The organism is Mycobacterium sp. IEC1808 (assembly GCF_002101935.1).
Classification (GTDB): domain Bacteria; phylum Actinomycetota; class Actinomycetes; order Mycobacteriales; family Mycobacteriaceae; genus Mycobacterium.
Window position 1 is genome coordinate 18,378 of record NZ_LQPV01000006.1, and the last position, 17,381, is coordinate 35,758.

The window sequence follows — 17,381 nt, forward strand, 5'->3', positions numbered from 1 at the left end:
ACCCATGGCCAGTCAACAATTCCCGGTGGCGATCATCGGGTCCGGCAACATCGGCACCGACCTGATGCTCAAGATCCTGCGCAGTGACGGACCGCTGACGATGGCGGCGTTGATCGGAATCGATCCGACCTCCGACGGGCTGGCGCGGGCGAAGCGGGCCGGCGTGCCGACGTCTGCGCAGGGCGTGGACGGGCTGCTGGCGATGCCGGGCTTCGACCAGATCCGGTTGGTGTTCGACGCCACGTCCGCCGAGGCCCACGTCAAGCACTGGGAGGCCCTGCGCCACACCGGTGTACGTGTGCTCGACCTGACTCCCGCCGCCATCGGCCCGTTCTGTGTGCCGGTGGTCAACCTAGAGGACCACATCGACGAGCCCAACCTGAACATGGTGACCTGTGGCGGGCAGGCCACCGTCCCGATTGTGGCCGCGGTGAACCAGGTGGCGCCGGTGTCCTACGCCGAGATCGTGTCAGCGATCTCGTCGAAGTCCGCGGGCCCGGGCACCCGGGCCAACATCGACGAGTTCACCGTGACCACGGCGACCGCGCTGAAAGTCGTCGGCGGGGCGCAGCGCGGCAAAGCGGTGATCGTCCTCAATCCGGCCGATCCGCCGGTCATCATGCGCAACACGGTGTACTGCCTGGTGGAAGGCGACTGCGACCAAACCGCCATCGAGGCGTCCATCGCGGCGATGATCGAGCGGGTCCAGGACTACGTTCCCGGTTATCGGCTCAAGCAGCCGGTGCAGTTCGAGACCTTCGGTCCCGACAAGCCGCTACATATTCCCGAGACCGGGAAGTTCATCGGCACGAGAGTCACCACGCTGCTGCAGGTGACGGGCGCCGCGGATTACCTTCCCGCGTACGCCGGCAACCTCGACATCATGACCTCCGCGGCGCTGGCGACCGCCAAAAGCATTGCCGCGCACGAGATGACGAACGTAGGAGTGTAACGATGGACAAGTCGCTTTACATCAGCGACGTTACGCTGCGGGACGGGATGCACGCGGTTCGCCACCAATACACGCTGCGGCAGGTCGCCGACATCGCCGCGGCGTTGGACGCCGCGGGCGTCGATTCGATCGAGGTCGCCCATGGCGACGGGCTGGGCGGCTCGAGCTGCGTTTACGGCTTCGGCGGCCACACCGACCTGGAGTGGATCGAGGCGGTCGCCGGCGTGGTGCGCCGGGCGAAGATCGCGACCCTGATCCTGCCGGGCGTCGGCACGATCAGGGACCTGGCCGCGGCGCACCGGGCCGGGGCCGGCGTGGTGCGGGTCGCCACCCACTGCACCGAGGCCGACATCTCCGCACACCACATCACCGCGGCCCGCGAGATGGGCATGGACACCGTCGGATTCCTGATGATGAGCCACCTGACCACTCCCCAGGGGCTGGCCGAGCAGGCCAAGTTGATGGAAAGCTTCGGGGCCGGCTGCGTGTACGTCGTCGACTCCGGCGGCGCCATGACCATGCGCGACGTCGCCGAGCGGGTCGACGCGGTGCGCCAAAACCTTTGTCCGGAAACCGAAATAGGCGTCCATGCTCACCACAATCTGTCGTTGGGCGTGGCCAACTCGATGGTCGCTGTCGAGCACGGGTGTCGTCGCGTCGACGCGTCCCTGGCCGGCATGGGTGCCGGCGCGGGCAACGCACCGCTGGAGGTTTTCATCGCGGCCGCCACCCGCATGGGCTGGGAGCACGGCTGCGATCTCAATGCCCTCGAGGATGCCGCCGACGACCTCGTCCGCCCTCTGCAGGAACGTCCGGTGCGCGTCGATCGCGAGACGCTGACGCTGGGCTACGCCGGGGTGTACTCCAGCTTCTTGCGCCATGCGGAGGCGGCGGCGGAGCGGTTCGGTGTCGACGCGCGAACGCTGCTGGTCGAGGCAGGGTGTCGCGGGATGGTCGGCGGCCAGGAAGACATGCTCGTCGACATCGCCCTGGACCTGTCGGGCGCGGCGCCGCGCTGACCGTTCCCGAGGGTATTCGGCGCGGCTCACGCCTCGTCGAGCACCGGGAACAGCAGCTGTTGCATGAGTAGCTGCACGGCCGCCGCGAGCGGGATCGCCACCAACGCCCCGACCACGCCCAGCCACGCCGCGCCGAGGAGCACGGCGACCACGGTAACGCCGGCCGGCACTCGCACCGCACGGCCGATGATTTTGGGCGTCAACAGATAATCCTCGCCCAACCGGAAGCCCATGTAGAAGAGAACGGTCACGATGGCGACGGGGATCGAGACGCTCAGCGCGACCGCGGCGACGATGAATCCGCCCACTGTCGAGCCGTATGGGAAGAGGTCCAAGACGGCCACCACTACGCCGAGCAGTACCGCGTATGGGACGTCGAGAACGAGACACCACACAAAGGTGGCGGCCCCCGCAATCACCGAAGTCAGCACGTTCCCAAACAGATACGCACCAAACTTGGCCACCACCTCGTCACCGATCAGGATGGCGCGCGGCCGCCGAGAGTTGGGCATGAGGCGGTAGAAGCCGGCGCGGATGCGGCGCATGTCGGCGAGGAAGTAAACGGTAAGCATTGCCACGATGCCGACGTGCGACATGACGCCGAACACCTCCGACCCGGTCCGGACGATCCCCGCGACGGTGAACCGGCCGGACCCGTTGACCAGGTCGGTGATTCGCTGTTGCAGGTGGACGCGTTCGTTGAGCCTGCCGATGAGGGACGAACGGTCCTGGGCGTGCTGCAGGTAATGGGGCAGTTGGTCGACGAGCTGACGCGCCTCTTGCACCAGCGGGGGAATGGTCGCGGCCAATGTGCCGGCGATGAGGGCGAACACGGCCGTCAGCACGATCGTGACCGCCGCCCAGCGCGGCACCCTGCGGTTGACGAGCCACGACACGGCGGTCTCGAGTCCGAGCGCGAAAAACATCGCCAAGCCGATCAACACCAGCACCGACGACATTGACCCGAGGACGAGCACCGCGCCATACGTCACGGCCACGCCGGCTGACGCGGTCAGCCCGACAACGAACGGGGAGCGCCTGTTGAACGGCTGCCCGCGCCGGCCGAGTTGATGTGTGTCGGAACGCAGTTGCGCGGCGCGCTGTTCGGCGTCGACGATCGGTCCTTCGTCGGCGCCGTGTGGGCGACCCACCAACCGGTGATGGCCCCGATCGGCAAGGTCTTGTTGTGGCTCCGGGTTGTCAACCACCTGCATGCCCCGTTTCATCGGCCCGAGCCGGGCAGCTCCTGGCCCGACGTCTTTACAGCGTGACGGGCGCGGGGCTCATCCGGTCGCAATGACACGCGCCTACCGGCAGGCACGGGCGTTCGGAGCGCTCCTGTCGCCGTTCGGCCGAAGCGGTTGCCAGACAGACGCTTCCGACCGCGGCGATTCACCGCGGATCAGGGACTTTGTGCCCTAGGTGCGCGGCCCGCAAAGCCGCACGATTTTGGATGCGGATACCACAAGGCGTTAAGGAGCGTGCCATGACCGCAGTGCAGACACCGGAAATATTTCGTGATTTGTGGAAGACGGTCCTGGCGTCCGGGGTGATGGCCCTGGCGCTGGGCGTGGTGGTGCTGATCTGGCCCGGAAAATCGATCCTCGTCGCGGCGGTGTTGTTCGGCGCGTATCTGGTGGTCTCGGGCATTGCGCAGGTCGCTTTCGCGCTGACGTTCGATGTGCCGGCCGCCAGCCGGGTGCTGTACTTCATCTCCGGAGCGCTCTCGGTTGTCCTGGGCGTGCTGGCTTTCCGGCATTTCGGCGGCGGCTACGCGGTTCTGCTGCTGGCGATCTGGATCGGCGTCGGCTTCATCTTCCAAGGCGTCACGGAGGCGGTGCTGGCGATAAGCCATCCGGAGCTGCCGGAGCGGCCATGGCACACCTTCCTTGGGATCCTCACAACCATCGCCGGCATGGTCATAATCACCTGGCCTTTCGACAGCATCGTGATGCTTGCGCTCGTCACTGGGGCGTGGCTTGTGGTCATCGGAATCTGTCAAATCGTCTGGGCATTGCGGGCCCGCAGGACCGCCGACCACGCGGTGCAAGGAATGGGGCGTCTGGCCGGTGCCGCCAGCTGAGGTCGGCATGCCCGATTTGATCGCACCCATTCGCGAAATCATCGAAAAGCACCGCGCGGTGCAGGATGTCGACGATTCGGGGGTGTCCTGCAGTTGCGGAGCGGAAGGGTTATCCGATCACTCGGGGCATGTTGCCGAGCGGATCCTCGATCGGTTGCGGCTCAAGCCCGAAGCCATCGATGACGCCAAGAAGAAGATCCGCTATGCGACGGCGTGGCTGGATTGGGAGCTGACCATAGCCGAGGGCGCACAATGCTGATCAGTCTCTGTCGTTGTCCATAACAAATCCATACCCTCCGAGCACCCGCGCTTGACGGCGTCGCACGCCACTTCGTAGCGCGGGCCGGTGGTCGCGCTGTTAACATGCTGCCCTACACGAGAAGAGAGGCGGCGTGACCGTGCGGTGGTTGCGGGGGTTGGGGCTGGTCGGTGCCGTCGTCATTGCCGCGGTGGGCTTGGCGAGTCCGGTGTGGGCAAATCCGGGTGTGGAGCCGGGCATCAGGGTCGAAGATGAAAGCAGCAGGTGCACAGCGGGTTTCGCCGCCCAAGGCAACGACGGTAGCTATTACCTGATGACCAGCGGGCACTGCGACGCGCACGACGGCTCGGCGTGGACCTACGGCGATAACGTGCCGCTGGGCCGGATCACGGCCAGCGAGCACGAAGCCGACACGAGGGATGCCGCGATCATTCGCCTTGATCCGAGCGTCGGCACGCCGGTCGGCCACGTCGGTGGCCGGTATGTGGTCCGGGATGTGCTGAGCGCGAACCAGATTCAGGTCGGCATGCCGTTCTGCAAGATCGGCGCTGTCACCGGTGAGACGTGCGGCGCCGTCAAGGGCATCGAGGGCGACGTCGTCGAAGCCAGCGTGTACAGCCTCAACGGCGACAGCGGCAGCCCCGGCTTCGTGAAGAACCCGGACGGCACCGTCAGCGCCGTCGGCCTGTTGATGTCCTCGCCCGATGACGACGATTACACGACGTACTTCGCACTCGTGAATCCACTGCTCGGCAGGTGGGGCTTGCACGTACTGCCCTGAGGCCGCGGCCCTGAGAACTGGCGTTTGCAATTTGCGGGATCGGGTATCCGGCGGAGCGGCGTTTATCAGCGTCCGTCTATTGGAGCCTGTCAACGAAATAGTACGAACCAGCGACACCAAGGAGATCAGTAGTGAAGCGTGGGATCGTGGTCGGGGTAGCGGGGGTGGCCGTGGTGGTCGCGGCGTGCGCCGGCTGTTCGAGTAACAAGTCCAGCACGGGAGCGTCATCGAGTTCTTCCGCGCCGGCGGCGGCCGGACCTCAGGTCGTCGTCGACGGGCAAAACCAGAACGTCAGCGGCCAAGTCACGTGCAACTCGGCTAACGGCGTCACCACCATCGGCATCGGCGACCCGACGGCCGGAGTCGGGGCGGTGGTCAGCAACGACAGTCCGCCGATCGTGCATTCGGTCGGACTGGGCAGCGTCAACGGGATTGCGCTCGGTTTCTCCGACGCCGCCCCCAACCAAGCGAGCAACGCAGGGGCTGCCGTCAATGGAAAGTCCTACGCCATCAAGGGCACCGCGACCGGCACCGATATGAGCAATCCGCAGCAGCCGAAGACGGTGACCAAGCCATTCGAACTGGACGTGACCTGCCCGTAGCGCAGGCGATCTAAACCCACCAGAGGGGACGCACTGAAATGTCTATGAAACGTATCGTCAGCGCGGCGGCGGTCGCGGCGGGGCTGAGTATCTCCGCCCTGAACCCGGGGTTCGCCAGCTCGGCGCCGCTAGACCCGCCACCGCCGTGCCCGAACTGCCACGGCGGCGGTGGTGGTGGCGTCGGCGGAGCGACGCAGGCCCCGCAGAATCCGCCGCAGACCCATGAGCCGAGCACCCAAAGCCAGCCGCCGGCCACCCAAAGCCAGCCGCCGGCGACGCACTCGACGCAGCCGCCGGCCACCGAGAGCACGCAGCCGCCGGCGACCCAGTCCAGCGAGCCGCCCGCGACCGAAAGCACGCACCCGTCGTGGACCCGAGGCAGCGAGCCGTCGAGTCCGGCAACCACCCAGCCGGGCGGGCAGACGACGGCGCCGAGCGCACAAACCACCGCGCCCGCGAGCGGGCAAACCACCCCGCCGTCCGGCCGGGAGGCGCGCCCGGCGCTCAACCCGCCGAGCACGCAGCCGCCGCACCCGGCCTACGTCCCGCGCCGCGATCTGGTCACGGCGAGCGCGGAAATCGGCGGCCCGGCAGGCGATGTCCAATTCAGCGTCGTGGGCCGCGGCGCGCCGCCTCCGCCGCCGGAGCGTGGGTGGGGCTGGAACGACGGCCCGGCCCCGCACCACGCCCCGCCCGGCTGGTATGGCCCGCCGCCGCCCGGCGGATGGGACGGCCCGCCGCCTCCCGGCGGGTGGAACCGCCCGTGGGACGGCCCGCCGCGCGACGTGGTCTACGCCCGGTCCGACTTCGGCCCGTTCGAGTACAACACCTTCACCGTCTTCCCCGTCTTCAACTGGTACTACGGCGGTTGGGGTTACTGGTTCTTCGGCGTCTGGGTTCCGCTGTACTGACGCCTCGCAGGCCCGCAGAGACAAACGAGAAGCCGCCCCGGCCCGCGCCGGGGCGGCTTTTTGTTGCTGACCTTTCCCCGCGACTGGTGTACGCGTAGAGCATGCACACGACGGACAGCCAATTCGTCAGGCTCGGTCGCGATGGCGGCTCGGTCGCCATCGAGTTGATCAACTCCAAGCCGCTGAACATCATCGGCACCGCCGCCATCGAGGCGCTGACCGAGGCGTTCGGCGCCGTCAGCCAGGACGGCGACGCGCGGGTCGTCGTGTTGCGCGGAGCGGGCGAGAGGGCGTTCATCGGCGGAGCCGACATCAACGAGATGGTCACCCTAGACCGGTCCAGCGCCGAAGTGTTCATCCGCCGGCTCGCGGGGCTGTGCGAGGCCATCCGCGACTGCCCCGTCCCGGTCATCGCGAGGCTTGCGGGCTGGTGCCTCGGCGGTGGGTTGGAGGTCGCGGCATCATGCGATCTGCGGATCGCGGAATCGGGTGCCAAATTCGGGATGCCGGAGGTGGCGGTCGGCATCCCGTCGGTCATCCATGCGGCGTTGATCCCACGGCTGATCGGGGCCTCGCATGCGACCTGGCTGCTGCTCACGGGTGAAACGATCGACGCCCGCACGGCCGCCGCCTGGGGCCTGGTGCACGAGGTCGTCGCGGCCGACGCCCTCGACGCCCGCGTCGCCGAGCTCGGCGCCAAGCTGAGCGGGTTCGGCCCGCAGGCGGTCCGGCAACAAAAGCGCCTCCTCAACAGCTGGTTCGACATGACTGTTGAGAGGGCCGTCGAGGACAGCGTCGAGCAGTTCGGGCTGGCGTTCCTGACCGGCGAGCCGCAACAGCAGATGCGGACGTTCCTCGCGCGCAAGGACGCTCGGCGGTAAGCCTTTCGCGTGCCGGTGATTGGTCGAAATCGGCCACACCTTCGCCCGTCGCGCTCCATGATGGCTAGTACTCAAAACCAAACCGGGGGGTTTAGGCGAATGTCATCTGTGCTCGTTCTGCCAGAAATATTGGAGACGGTCGCGGCCGATCTGGCGCGCATCGGTTCGGACGTGACCGCCGGCAATCTGGCCGCGGCCTTTCCGACGACCGAGCTGGCGGCGGCGGGCGGCGACGAGGTGTCGGCGGCAATCGCGGCGCTGTTCGGCGCGCACGCCCAGGACTATCAGGCGGCGGCGGCGCGGGCGACGACGTACTACGAGCAGTTCGTGCAGACGTTGACCGCGGCGTCGTCGTCGTACATGGCCACCGAGGCGGTCAACGCCGCCAGCCTTTCCAGCGAGCTGCGGGCGTTCCTCAACGCTCCGCTCAACACGATCACCGGGGCCTGGGCCAACAGCCCATTCGGAAGCGCGATCGACCAGGCGCTGTTCGGCACCGGGGGCAACCAGCAGTCGATCGTCATCGAGTTCGTGCGGCACGGGCAGTCAGTTGGCAACGCCGCCAACCTGATTGACACGGCCGTGCCTGGGTTGCCCCTCACGCCGCTGGGCATGCAACAGGCGACGGCCATCGGCACCGCGCTCGGGCCGCAAGGTAACTTCGCGGGGGTTTTCGAGTCGCAGCTGACCAGGGTCCAGCAGACCGCGTTCTTCGCCGGCATGAACAACGTGCCAATATTGGCCGGGCTCAACGAGATCAGTGCCGGCGTCTTCGACGGCGCACCGGACATCAGTCCCCAGGGCCTGCTGTATTTGGTTGCGCCGCTGGCGTGGACGCTCGGATTCCCCATCGTGCCGATGCTCGGCCCTGGCTCGGCCCACATCAACGGGATCGTTTTCGACCAGGGGTTCACCCACGCGATGCAGACGATGTATGGCACCGCGATGACGAATCCCGTCGTGAACCCGGGCAACGGCCAAATCACCGACGTCGCGTTCTCCAGCGAGTTCGCGATCGAGGTCGGCACGCTGATGAACGTCAACAATCCCGATCCCTTGCTGATGCTCACCCACCCGCTGCCCAACACCGGCGTCGTCGTGGTGCAGGGCAATCCCCAGGGCGGTTGGTCGCTGGTCAGTTGGGACGGCGTGCCGGTGGGGCCGCCGACCTTGCCGACCAAGCTGTTCGTCGACGTGCGCGACCTGATCACGGCGCCGCAATTCGCGGCGTGGAACAGCTTGACGGCCCTTGGCACCGGCGATCCGGCGACGATCTTGGGCGCGGTGCAGAACGGTGTCGACGAGGTCGCCGCCGCGACGGTTCACTTCCCGGTCGCGGTGGGCCGCGACTTGATCCACGCCGTGACCAACACCAGCGTCAGTGGGCTGACGGCCGAGCTGACCGGATCGCTCTAGCGACCGCGGCGGCGTAGCCACACGGCGATGACGACGGCGGCTGCCAGGACCGCCACAGCGACTGCGGCGCGGCGTGATCGCACCGCGTCCGTCTCGACGCCGTGGTAGGCCGAGGGCTCGTCGGAAGCTTCGCTCCTCGACCGCTCGAGAGGTTCGGGAACGCTGACCGGCGGGGCGGGTGGCTCCGGCATGCCTGCGGGAGCACGCGACTCCTGCACCGGTGCCGGCGCGGGGAGCGGCGCCGTGGCCGCCAAGGGGGGCGAGGGCGCCCGCCGATCCCGCCCCCGGCGCCGTCGGGGCGCCCAGACCTCGTCTCCCAGCTCGTCGGGAATCAGCCACATCAGCAGCGCGAGGTTGACCACCGCCAGAATCCCGTGCAGCAAGATGTCGGCGGCGTGGAAGCCCATCGGCGTCGGGACCCTGCGCGCCGTGGCGACACTGGTGAAGAACAACAACATCGTGTAGCCCACCGCGCCGACCGCCGTGACCGTCACCGCCGCGCGGCGATGCACGACGGCTGCAATGGCCACCACCCCGAACGCCAGCAGCAGGCCGCTGTGCGCCGGGGTCGACGTGAGGCCGAGAACGGGGGCGCCGGTGGGTCCGGCGTGCGGATGCATTGCCGCGGAGACCAACCCGGCGATGCCGAACGCGCTCACCAGCACGCCCTCGATCAGCAGGAACCAACGCCCGCTGTGGAAGCGCCCCGGGTCCATCGGGACCCTGCGCAAACCCGACGTCATGCCGGGAACGTGACCCGCGGTAACCGGCATCGCGTGACCTCCAGACTGAAAAAACGCTTGAGCACCGGCTACCCGCTACCGGCCGGACTACTCCAGCGGTCCCTGGTCCTGGCATGGTTGCCCGCCCAGTTGGGTATCTATCCGGTCAGATCGGCGCACGTCCGGACTGTGTCGTTCATCGAGGAGGCATCATGTTGCACAGCGTTGTCCTTGCCGCGGCACAACAACCCGAGGCTGCGGGCATCATCCTCAAGGGGATCAAAGGCATCTTCGTCGCGATCGGAAGCATCATCGCCGCCATCGTGTGCGCCGTGATCGCCGGCATGAAGGGTCGCAGCGCCCTCGGTTGGGGCTTGCTCGGGCTGTTCTTCTCGATCCTGACGCTGATCGTCGTCATCGTCATCCCGTCGAAGAAGTCGTGATTACCAACCCCACTCGTCGTCGTCCAGGACATCCACCGTGAGGTCGTTGTCGGCGGCCCCTTGCGTCCCGTAGAGAAAGGTGATCAGGGTTCGGTCGTCGTCGAGGGGCTCGGTCGCGACGATGGTGGCGTGCCCGATCCTCATGCGGATCCTGTCTCCGGGCTTCAACTCGTCAACACGCCTAAGGGCCACGCTCAACCAGTGACGCCGAGAAGATTGCTCATGTTAGGTGTCGATGATTCGCCGGGCCGCCACCTCGGCGCAACTCCGACACGACCAGGGGCCGGCCGAGGTCATACATAGCCGCGGGGCCGGCCGTTGGGGTCGGTAATTTGCTGAGAGGGGGGGTATTTGCCCGCTCGGTATGGCAACATTTAACGAAGCCACGGGTCGGGGGATGCCGCGACACTGTGGGGTGCAAATGAAAGTCAGGAAACCAATACAAGCTGAGTGGGCGCGTCGCCTGCTGATCCTCGTCAGCGCCCGCCAGATCGTTCGTTTCGTTGGGGCTGGCGCTGTCGCGACCTGCGCGGCGCTGCTTGGGACGCCCGTCCCGTCCGCGTCCGCCCAACCATGCTCCGACATTGAAGTCGTGTTCGCCCGCGGTACCTACGAGCCACCCGGCGTTGGCGCGGTGGGACAGGCATTTGTCGACTCCCTGCGCGCGCAAGCCGGCAATCGGTCGATCGGGGTATACGGGGTTGACTACCCCGCGAGCGGCGATTTTCCCCCCGCCGGCGATTTGCAAGCCGCCTTACCGTTCCTCAGCACCGTCATGAACGGGATCTACAACGCAAGGGATCATGTTGAGTACACGGCGGCGAACTGCCCGAACACCAGGATGGTGATCGGCGGCTACTCCCAAGGCGCAGTCATCGCGGGTTTCCTCACCTCGGCTTCCGTACCGAAGGAAGTACCTGCTGAGTACATGCCGTACGTACCCAAGCCGATGCCGCCGCAGATCGCTAACCACGTCGCCGCAGTCGCACTGTTTGGTAAGCCCTCGGACCAGTTCCTGAGCAGCTACGGCGCGCCGCCCATCAGGATCGGCCCGCTGTACGCGCCCAAGACCATCGAGTTGTGCGTTCCCGGCGACGACATCTGCTCTGGCGTCCCCAACCCGCAGCCGGGACTCGCACACCTCATGTACAGCACGAACGGGATGACCAACGACGCCGCAGCGTTTGCTGTGAGTCATCTCTAACAGCGCTGCTTGGGAAGTGGAGTGCTCGTATCCGGCCGTTAGCCGGCTGGATAGCTTTTGCAGGTGTTGGCCATCGTCACGAGAAGTCCGGCGTACTGGTTGACCGCAGCCGCCTGCTGCTGGATCAACTGCCGGCGCTGCTCAGCCCCCGAGTCGAGAAATGCATGTAGCCAGGTCTGCCTCTCCGGGGAAGCGGCGTACTCCGCGCCACCATCGGGCGAAGCCGCGTTCAGCGCCGCCGCCGCTTGCGGATAAGTGCAGTTCGTGTTGATGAGGGGAGTCAGATCTGGGTCTGCGGACGCGACCCCGGCCCCGGTGGTCCATGCCAATGCCGGAGCGCAAACCACGACAACCAGTCTTGCCGGCGAGTGTTTGGCCATTTCGTGCGCCTTCCTACCGATGCACCATTAACCCGCTGCCCGACCACGAGCCGTCTTTCTTCGCGACGCTAGCAGCCTCGTCATTGCGCTAAAAGCATCTGAAATCTGATCTCGAGGAATTGAGGCCCTTATCAGGATTGACCCGACGACCGCTCGCTTACCAAGGCGGCCCAGCACGCGTTATCTGCGGGCGTCTCACCGTGAGCGCCGTCAAATGAACTAGCGGGACGGTCAGTGTTGTTCGGCCGGTGCGGGTGGCGGTGGGCACGGCTTGCCGCCGCGTACGCCAATGACCGTTAATCCCGTGCTCGTGGTCACCGGTCCGACCGTCACGCCGCACGGCCAGTTGGACTGGAGGCCGGGATCATTCGGGTCCGGATCCACATAATCAGCTTGGGCTACCCCGGCGCCGAACGCCAGGGCGACCAGCGCCAGCCCCGCAGCGATGATTGGTGGTTTACGCATTTTCTTCACCTCTACCGGTGGAAAGGATGCCCTCGGAAGCCGCCATCATGACCGCCGCGGGCTGAGTAAACGCGAGACGGAGCGGGCTTGCCGCGCGCCCCAAAACTCTTTACCCGCGTCCCCCCGCCAGTGAAACGGAGCCAGACCGGCTCATCGATGATGCTGGGCGCCCGACAGTGTTGCGACGTCAGTCAGTAGTGCTTCCGCAGTAGAACGGCGCCGAGTTGGAGCCCCCTGTCAGGATTGAACTGACGACCGCTCGCTTACAAGGCGAGTGCTCTACCACTGAGCTAAGGAGGCCGGGTACCAGGGTGCCAGCCTAACGGGTCATTCGTCGCTTTCGATGATGCGCGTTGAGCGCACCGACCGAGACGACGACGGACGCCGCCGGCCCGGCAGCGGAATGCGGTCGGCGATGTTGCTCAACGGGTTGACCACCATGGTCAGGCCGACGACGGCGTCCTGCAGGGTGGCGATGGCCGGCTCCAGCGCCTCCATCCCCGGGGTCAGCCGCGCCAGGGTGTCGGCGACGTCGGCGAGCTGTTCCAGCGGACCGTTCCTGGCGGTGAGCTTGTCGACGAGGCCGCCCTCGGCGAGCAGCCGGTCCGCCAGCCCGTCCTCGGACAGCACCCGCTCGACCAACCCGTTTTCGTCGAGCAACTGATCGGCCAGCCCGCCGGGCTGCAGCGCGCGCTGCAGCGCGCCGCCTTCCGCGGTCAGCCGGTCGAGCACGCCGCCCTCGGAGGTCAGCATGTCGACTACGCCGCCGGGTCGCAGCAAGCGGTCCAACGGGCCGTCGGGCGCCACGGCGCGTCCCAGCGGCGCGTCGTCGTCCAGCAGCCGGGCCAGCCGGTTGGCGCGCACGATCGCCTCGTCGATCCCGAACATCGAAGCCATCGCGTAGGTACCGGAGTCCCCGGCGTCGCCCAGCGCACGCTTCGCCACCCCCACCGCCGCGGTAGCGACGTTCAAGCCCGCGTCGGCCGCGGCCAGCCCGACCCGCGCGGGGGCCGTCGCGAGCGACACGATTCCCTTGGCGAAGTTCATGCCTTCAGAGTCTATTCGCGACACCCCTGCGCGAACCCAGCCGTTCCAAGCTCATACCATGATTCTTTGCAGGCTGTTAGCAGACGACTGGCATCGAGCTTCCAGGAATCACACAATAATTGGAAAGGCTTTTCCAAATAAAGGTTCAAGCAAAGGACAGAAGTGACCTCATGACAGCGCCCAGCCAAAGCGGATCGAAACCGGAAGCTCGCGTCCTCGTGATCGACGACGAGGCCAACATCGTCGAACTGCTCTCCGTCAGCCTGAAGTTCCAGGGGTTCGAGGTGTACACCGCCACCAACGGCGCCCAGGCCCTGGATCGCGCCCGTGACGCCCGCCCCGACGCGGTGATCCTCGACGTGATGATGCCGGGCATGGACGGCTTCGGGGTGCTGCGGCGGCTGCGCGCGGACGGCATCGACGCTCCAGCGCTGTTCTTGACCGCCCGCGACTCCCTGCAGGACAAGATCGCGGGCCTGACGCTCGGCGGCGACGACTACGTGACGAAACCGTTCAGCCTCGAGGAGGTCGTCGCGCGGCTGCGGGTCATTCTGCGGCGCGCCGGCAAGGGCGGGGCCGAACCGCGCAACGCCCGGCTGAGTTTCGCCGACATCGAACTCGACGAGGAAACCCACGAGGTGTGGAAGGCCGGCGAACCGGTGTCGCTGTCGCCTACCGAGTTCACCCTGCTGCGCTACTTCGTAATCAACGCGGGCACGGTGCTGAGCAAGCCGAAAATCCTCGACCACGTGTGGCGCTACGACTTCGGCGGCGACGTGAACGTCGTCGAGTCCTACGTGTCGTATCTGCGTCGCAAGATCGACACGGGGGAGAAGCGACTACTGCACACCCTGCGGGGCGTGGGCTACGTGCTGCGGGAGCCGCGCTGAGCGGCGAGCGGTAGCGAGGAAGATGGGAATGCCGAATAAGGTTCGACGCGGATTGCCGCTCAGGGTGGGCCTGGTGGCCGCCACGCTGCTCCTGGTGGCCTGCGGTCTGGCGGTCTCCGGCCTGGCCGTCACCTCAATCCTGCGGCACAGCCTGATCAGCCGGATCGACCAGACGCTGCTCGACGCGTCGCGCAGCTGGGCGCAGGCCCCGCGGCGCCAGTCGCCGCCGCCCTACGAGGGCCCCGATCCCGGTCGCCCTCCCTCCAAGTTCTACGTGCGCGGCATCGGCACCGACGGCACCCCGTTCACCGCCATCAACGACCGCAACGCCGAACCGGCGCTGCCGCCCAACAACGACGTCGGACCCAATCCGACGACGCTGCCCTCGGTCAACGGCTCGGACATCCAGTGGCGTGCGGTGTCGGTGCGCGGGCCGCACGGCCTGACGACGGTCGCGGTCGACCTGTCCGACGTGCAGCACACGCTCAGCTCGTTGGTCTGGCTGCAGATCGGCATCGGCGTGGCGGTGCTCGCCGTCGTCGGGATCGCCAGCTTCGCGGTGGTGCATCGCAGCCTGCGGCCACTGACCGAGGTCGAACACACCGCCGCCGACATCGCCGCCGGCCAGCTGGATCGCCGCGTGCCCGAACGCGATCCCCGAACCGAGGTGGGGCGACTTTCGTTGGCGCTCAACGGAATGCTCACCCAGATCCAGCAAGCCGTGGCCTCTTCGGAGTCGTCCGCCGAGAAGGCGCGCGGTTCCGAGGAACGGATGCGGCGGTTCATCACCGACGCCAGCCACGAGCTGCGCACCCCGCTGACCACCATCCGAGGCTTCGCGGAACTGTATCGCCAGGGCGCTGCGCGCGACGTGTCGATGCTGTTGTCGCGCATCGAAAGCGAGGCCAGCCGGATGGGCCTGCTGGTGGACGACCTGCTGCTGCTGGCCCGGCTGGACGTGCAGCGGCCGCTGGAACACAACCGCGTCGACCTGCTCGCGCTGGCCAGCGACGCCGTCCATGACGCGCAGGCGATCGATCCCAAGCGCGCCATCACCATGGAGGTCCTGGACGGGCCCGGCACCCCGGAGGTGCTCGGCGACGAACCCCGGATTCGCCAGGTGCTCAGCAACCTCGTCGTCAACGCCCTGCAGCACACCCCGCCCAGCGCCGACGTCACCATCCGGGTCGGCACCGCGGGCAACGACGCGGTGCTCGAAGTGGCAGACAAGGGACCGGGAATGAGTCAGCAGGACGCGTCGCGGGTGTTCGAGCGGTTCTACCGCACCGACTCTTCGCGAGCGCGGGCCAGCGGCGGCACGGGCCTTGGGCTGTCCATCGTCGACTCGTTGGTGCGCGCGCACGGCGGTGACGTCACGGTGACGACCTCACCCGGCGAGGGGTGCTGCTTCCGCGTCACGCTGCCCCGGGTCAGCGACATCCCCGCGCCGGAGCCGGTTCACGCCAGCTGAGCCAGCGCCGCCTTGATCTTGGCCTGGGCCGCATCGAGGGATTCCGCTGAGGGGTTTCGGTCCACGTTGGCGAAACCGAAGTCCTTCAGGCTGCGGGTCGGGAAGACGTGGACATGCAGATGGGGCACCTCCAGCCCGGCGATGATCAGGCCGGCACGCTCCACCCGGAACGCCTTGCACACGGCCTTGCCGATCAGCTGGCTCACCGCCATGACGCGGGCGAACACCGCACCGTCGACGTCCTGCCACTGATCGATTTCGGCGCGGGGCACCACCAGCGTGTGGCCCTGCGTCATCGGCTCGATCGTCAGGAACGCGACGATGTCGTCGTCCTCGTAGACGAAGCGGCCGGGAAGTTCACGGTTGATGATCTTGGTGAAGATCGACGCCATGGCCCCCAGCATAGGTTCGGCGTTCGACCGATGAGTTTGGCGGGTGTGGACGGTCAATCCTGCGACGACAATCGACGCAGAGGAGTCCCGCCATGTCACAGGTGCGCGTGCACAATTTTTCGGTTTCCCTGGACGGTTTCGGCACGGGCATCGGACAAAGCGAGGACGCGCCGTTCGGGCATGCCGGCGGCCGGTTGCACGAGTGGTTCTTCGGGACGCGCACCTTCCGCGCGATGCACGGCGAGTCAGGTGGGACGACGGGCATCGACGACGCCCTGGCCCGCACTTGGGAGCCCGGCATCGGCGCCGAAATCATGGGACGCAACAAGTTCGGCCCACAGCGTGGCCCGTGGATCAGCGGCGACGAATGGAAAGGCTGGTGGGGAGCCGACCCGCCGTTTCACACCCCGGTCTTCGTGCTTACCCACCACCCCCGGCCATCGATCGAGATGGACGGCGGCACCACCTTCCACTTCATCGACGCCACCCCGGCGGAAGCCCTCGAGATCGCCCGAAAAGCGGCCGGAGGCGGCGACATTCGCCTCGGTGGGGGACCGTCGAGCATCCGGCAGTTCCTCGCCGAGGACCTGGTCGACCGCATGCACGTCGCCGTGGTGCCCATCATCTTGGGGCGCGGGGAATCGCTGTGGCAGGGACTGGAAGGCCTCGAGCGGCGGTTTGCGGTGGAGTCGGTGACCAGCCCGAGCGGTGTCACGCACTTGAGCTTCACGCGCCGCTAAGCGTCGCGGGCGAGCCGGGCAACCGGCCAGACGGCGCGGGTGGAGTCACACCCGCCGCAGGAGTCTCCGCCGGAGCGGGCACCTTTTGTGCCCGCCTCCTAGCGACAACTGCAGGCGCACACTCGATCACGCCGGATTGTCGCTCCGAGGCGGGCACGAAGGAGCATCCCTCCCGTCAGAGGCCAACGTGACGGAGGTGACAAGACGTCTTCGCCGATCGCTCGCGGCCTCAGCGGAAGATGTTGACACTAGGGCAACCTCACCGGGCTCGGGCGCATCGGCTGAGCGGCCTACTCTTCCTTGCCGAACTTCATCATGTCGAGGTTCCAGTACCCGCGCATGTTGGTGATCAGGCCCGCATCGTTGACCTTGTAGGTGAACACCCCGCGCACCGTGCTGGTGAACCCGCCCTCGAACTTGCTGTGCAGCACCAGGATATGGGCGATCTCGTCGGGCGAACTCGACGGGAACGTTTCCTCGCAGGTGATGGTCAGCTGATTGGCCGCGATGTTGTTGTCGTAGAAGGCCGCGACGCCCTCCTTGCCCTTGACACCGTCGCCGTCGGGGTTGGTGACGGACTTGCCGATCGGGTCCTCGACGACGACGTCGTCGGCCATCAGCGCGAGCCAGCCCTCCCGGTCGTGGGCTTGCACGCAGCGCCACGAGGATTGCGACGCGGCCAGTGCCGGTGAGGCCTGAGCGGTTTCGGTCATGGTGTTCTCC

At 67.1% G+C, this 17,381-nt stretch carries 22 protein-coding genes and 1 tRNA gene; 14 read left to right on the forward strand and 9 right to left on the reverse strand.

Annotated features, from left to right (window positions below; genetic code table 11):
• The first annotated feature begins 4 nt into the window (after positions 1-4).
• Together AWB92_RS03485 and dmpG are read left to right on the forward strand one after the other, a co-directional pair.
• Positions 5-952, forward strand: coding sequence for an acetaldehyde dehydrogenase (acetylating) (locus tag AWB92_RS03485; protein ID WP_173817340.1), 948 nt, complete (start codon positions 5-7; stop codon positions 950-952).
• A 2-nt stretch (positions 953-954) separates the two neighbouring features.
• Positions 955-1,971, forward strand: coding sequence for a 4-hydroxy-2-oxovalerate aldolase (gene dmpG, locus AWB92_RS03490; protein WP_085184098.1), 1,017 nt, complete (start codon positions 955-957; stop codon positions 1,969-1,971).
• A gap of 26 nt (positions 1,972-1,997) precedes the next feature.
• On the opposite strand, the gene AWB92_RS03495 is transcribed toward dmpG, so the two are convergent.
• Positions 1,998-3,185, reverse strand: a complete 1,188-nt coding sequence (locus tag AWB92_RS03495) for an AI-2E family transporter (RefSeq protein ID WP_142281924.1) — start codon at positions 3,183-3,185, stop codon at positions 1,998-2,000.
• A gap of 272 nt (positions 3,186-3,457) precedes the next feature.
• Here AWB92_RS03495 and AWB92_RS03500 point away from each other — a divergent pair, with 272 nt between their 5' ends.
• The 7 genes from AWB92_RS03500 to AWB92_RS03530 all read left to right on the forward strand — a co-directional run bounded on the left by AWB92_RS03500 (position 3,458) and on the right by AWB92_RS03530 (position 8,904).
• Positions 3,458-4,054 (forward strand): HdeD family acid-resistance protein, encoded by a 597-nt coding sequence (locus tag AWB92_RS03500; protein ID WP_068187339.1) that lies wholly within the window; start codon positions 3,458-3,460, stop codon positions 4,052-4,054.
• Between the two features lie 7 nt (positions 4,055-4,061).
• The gene (locus AWB92_RS03505) at positions 4,062-4,313 is read left to right on the forward strand and encodes a hypothetical protein (protein WP_085184099.1); all 252 of its coding nucleotides are present in this window, start codon (positions 4,062-4,064) and stop codon (positions 4,311-4,313) included.
• A gap of 133 nt (positions 4,314-4,446) precedes the next feature.
• Positions 4,447-5,094 (forward strand): S1 family peptidase, encoded by a 648-nt coding sequence (locus tag AWB92_RS03510; RefSeq protein ID WP_085184100.1) that lies wholly within the window; start codon positions 4,447-4,449, stop codon positions 5,092-5,094.
• 131 nt (positions 5,095-5,225) lie between these two features.
• Positions 5,226-5,696, forward strand: coding sequence for a lipoprotein LpqH (locus tag AWB92_RS03515; RefSeq protein WP_085184101.1), 471 nt, complete (start codon positions 5,226-5,228; stop codon positions 5,694-5,696).
• Positions 5,697-5,740: 44 nt separating this feature from the next.
• Complete coding sequence (locus AWB92_RS29970) at positions 5,741-6,607, forward strand: MAP_0585 family protein (RefSeq protein ID WP_173817341.1); 867 nt, start codon at positions 5,741-5,743, stop codon at positions 6,605-6,607.
• A 101-nt stretch (positions 6,608-6,708) separates the two neighbouring features.
• Positions 6,709-7,488 (forward strand): enoyl-CoA hydratase, encoded by a 780-nt coding sequence (locus AWB92_RS03525; protein WP_085184102.1) that lies wholly within the window; start codon positions 6,709-6,711, stop codon positions 7,486-7,488.
• A 99-nt stretch (positions 7,489-7,587) separates the two neighbouring features.
• A complete protein-coding gene (locus AWB92_RS03530) occupies positions 7,588-8,904 on the forward strand; it encodes a PE domain-containing protein (protein WP_085184103.1) in 1,317 nt (438 codons plus the stop codon).
• Here AWB92_RS03530 and AWB92_RS03535 read toward each other — a convergent pair.
• Positions 8,901-9,647: a DUF4383 domain-containing protein gene (locus AWB92_RS03535; protein ID WP_158090352.1), complete on the reverse strand. Its 747-nt coding sequence runs from the start codon at positions 9,645-9,647 to the stop codon at positions 8,901-8,903. The two genes, AWB92_RS03530 and AWB92_RS03535, sit on opposite strands and share 4 nt — an antisense overlap.
• 191 nt (positions 9,648-9,838) lie before the next feature.
• Between AWB92_RS03535 and AWB92_RS03540 the strand changes: the two genes are divergently transcribed.
• Entirely contained in the window at positions 9,839-10,069 is a 231-nt protein-coding gene (locus tag AWB92_RS03540; protein WP_085184105.1) for a deoxyribodipyrimidine photolyase, read from the forward strand.
• On the opposite strand, the gene AWB92_RS29975 is transcribed toward AWB92_RS03540, so the two are convergent.
• The gene (locus tag AWB92_RS29975) at positions 10,070-10,213 is read right to left on the reverse strand and encodes a hypothetical protein (RefSeq protein ID WP_173817342.1); all 144 of its coding nucleotides are present in this window, start codon (positions 10,211-10,213) and stop codon (positions 10,070-10,072) included.
• Between the two features lie 277 nt (positions 10,214-10,490).
• Here AWB92_RS29975 and AWB92_RS03550 point away from each other — a divergent pair, with 277 nt between their 5' ends.
• Entirely contained in the window at positions 10,491-11,273 is a 783-nt protein-coding gene (locus AWB92_RS03550; protein WP_085184347.1) for a cutinase family protein, read from the forward strand.
• Positions 11,274-11,311: 38 nt separating this feature from the next.
• On the opposite strand, the gene AWB92_RS03555 is transcribed toward AWB92_RS03550, so the two are convergent.
• From AWB92_RS03555 to AWB92_RS03565, 4 genes are all read right to left on the reverse strand, one after another.
• Positions 11,312-11,653: a hemophore-related protein gene (locus tag AWB92_RS03555; protein ID WP_085184106.1), complete on the reverse strand. Its 342-nt coding sequence runs from the start codon at positions 11,651-11,653 to the stop codon at positions 11,312-11,314.
• Positions 11,654-11,884: 231 nt separating this feature from the next.
• Positions 11,885-12,118 (reverse strand): hypothetical protein, encoded by a 234-nt coding sequence (locus AWB92_RS29255; RefSeq protein WP_142281925.1) that lies wholly within the window; start codon positions 12,116-12,118, stop codon positions 11,885-11,887.
• A gap of 225 nt (positions 12,119-12,343) precedes the next feature.
• Positions 12,344-12,418: transfer RNA gene (locus AWB92_RS03560), tRNA-Thr, on the reverse strand.
• 27 nt (positions 12,419-12,445) lie between these two features.
• Entirely contained in the window at positions 12,446-13,165 is a 720-nt protein-coding gene (locus AWB92_RS03565; RefSeq protein ID WP_068187356.1) for a hypothetical protein, read from the reverse strand.
• 170 nt (positions 13,166-13,335) lie between these two features.
• On the opposite strand from AWB92_RS03565, the gene phoP reads away from it, so the two are divergent.
• Together phoP and AWB92_RS03575 are read left to right on the forward strand one after the other, a co-directional pair.
• A complete protein-coding gene (gene phoP / locus AWB92_RS03570) occupies positions 13,336-14,055 on the forward strand; it encodes a two-component system response regulator PhoP (RefSeq protein ID WP_067155676.1) in 720 nt (239 codons plus the stop codon).
• A 28-nt stretch (positions 14,056-14,083) separates the two neighbouring features.
• Positions 14,084-15,526: a HAMP domain-containing sensor histidine kinase gene (locus AWB92_RS03575; protein ID WP_068187358.1), complete on the forward strand. Its 1,443-nt coding sequence runs from the start codon at positions 14,084-14,086 to the stop codon at positions 15,524-15,526.
• Here AWB92_RS03575 and AWB92_RS03580 read toward each other — a convergent pair.
• On the reverse strand, positions 15,514-15,918 hold the full coding sequence (locus tag AWB92_RS03580; RefSeq protein ID WP_068107860.1) for an HIT family protein: 405 nt from the start codon (positions 15,916-15,918) through the stop codon (positions 15,514-15,516). The genes AWB92_RS03575 and AWB92_RS03580 overlap by 13 nt on opposite strands.
• A gap of 92 nt (positions 15,919-16,010) precedes the next feature.
• On the opposite strand from AWB92_RS03580, the gene AWB92_RS03585 reads away from it, so the two are divergent.
• Entirely contained in the window at positions 16,011-16,658 is a 648-nt protein-coding gene (locus tag AWB92_RS03585) for a dihydrofolate reductase family protein (RefSeq protein WP_085184107.1), read from the forward strand.
• 290 nt (positions 16,659-16,948) lie between these two features.
• On the opposite strand, the gene AWB92_RS03590 is transcribed toward AWB92_RS03585, so the two are convergent.
• Positions 16,949-17,371 carry a ketosteroid isomerase family protein gene (locus AWB92_RS03590; RefSeq protein WP_085184108.1) on the reverse strand — a complete coding sequence of 141 codons (423 nt, stop codon included), beginning with the start codon at positions 17,369-17,371 and terminating at the stop codon, positions 16,949-16,951.
• Positions 17,372-17,381 lie beyond the last annotated feature (10 nt).

Coding starts and splice junctions, on each gene's coding strand:
- AWB92_RS03485 (WP_173817340.1), top strand. CDS start 5: ATGGCCAGTCAACAATTCCCGGTGGCGATCATCGGGTCCGGCAACATC.
- dmpG (WP_085184098.1), top strand. CDS start 955: ATGGACAAGTCGCTTTACATCAGCGACGTTACGCTGCGGGACGGGATG.
- AWB92_RS03495 (WP_142281924.1), bottom strand. CDS start 3,185: ATGCAGGTGGTTGACAACCCGGAGCCACAACAAGACCTTGCCGATCGG.
- AWB92_RS03500 (WP_068187339.1), top strand. CDS start 3,458: ATGACCGCAGTGCAGACACCGGAAATATTTCGTGATTTGTGGAAGACG.
- AWB92_RS03505 (WP_085184099.1), top strand. CDS start 4,062: ATGCCCGATTTGATCGCACCCATTCGCGAAATCATCGAAAAGCACCGC.
- AWB92_RS29970 (WP_173817341.1), top strand. CDS start 5,741: ATGAAACGTATCGTCAGCGCGGCGGCGGTCGCGGCGGGGCTGAGTATC.
- AWB92_RS03525 (WP_085184102.1), top strand. CDS start 6,709: ATGCACACGACGGACAGCCAATTCGTCAGGCTCGGTCGCGATGGCGGC.
- AWB92_RS03530 (WP_085184103.1), top strand. CDS start 7,588: ATGTCATCTGTGCTCGTTCTGCCAGAAATATTGGAGACGGTCGCGGCC.
- AWB92_RS03535 (WP_158090352.1), bottom strand. CDS start 9,647: ATGACGTCGGGTTTGCGCAGGGTCCCGATGGACCCGGGGCGCTTCCAC.
- AWB92_RS03540 (WP_085184105.1), top strand. CDS start 9,839: ATGTTGCACAGCGTTGTCCTTGCCGCGGCACAACAACCCGAGGCTGCG.
- AWB92_RS29975 (WP_173817342.1), bottom strand. CDS start 10,213: ATGAGGATCGGGCACGCCACCATCGTCGCGACCGAGCCCCTCGACGAC.
- AWB92_RS03550 (WP_085184347.1), top strand. CDS start 10,491: ATGAAAGTCAGGAAACCAATACAAGCTGAGTGGGCGCGTCGCCTGCTG.
- AWB92_RS03555 (WP_085184106.1), bottom strand. CDS start 11,653: ATGGCCAAACACTCGCCGGCAAGACTGGTTGTCGTGGTTTGCGCTCCG.
- AWB92_RS29255 (WP_142281925.1), bottom strand. CDS start 12,118: ATGCGTAAACCACCAATCATCGCTGCGGGGCTGGCGCTGGTCGCCCTG.
- AWB92_RS03565 (WP_068187356.1), bottom strand. CDS start 13,165: ATGAACTTCGCCAAGGGAATCGTGTCGCTCGCGACGGCCCCCGCGCGG.
- phoP (WP_067155676.1), top strand. CDS start 13,336: ATGACAGCGCCCAGCCAAAGCGGATCGAAACCGGAAGCTCGCGTCCTC.
- AWB92_RS03575 (WP_068187358.1), top strand. CDS start 14,084: ATGCCGAATAAGGTTCGACGCGGATTGCCGCTCAGGGTGGGCCTGGTG.
- AWB92_RS03580 (WP_068107860.1), bottom strand. CDS start 15,918: ATGGCGTCGATCTTCACCAAGATCATCAACCGTGAACTTCCCGGCCGC.
- AWB92_RS03585 (WP_085184107.1), top strand. CDS start 16,011: ATGTCACAGGTGCGCGTGCACAATTTTTCGGTTTCCCTGGACGGTTTC.
- AWB92_RS03590 (WP_085184108.1), bottom strand. CDS start 17,371: ATGACCGAAACCGCTCAGGCCTCACCGGCACTGGCCGCGTCGCAATCC.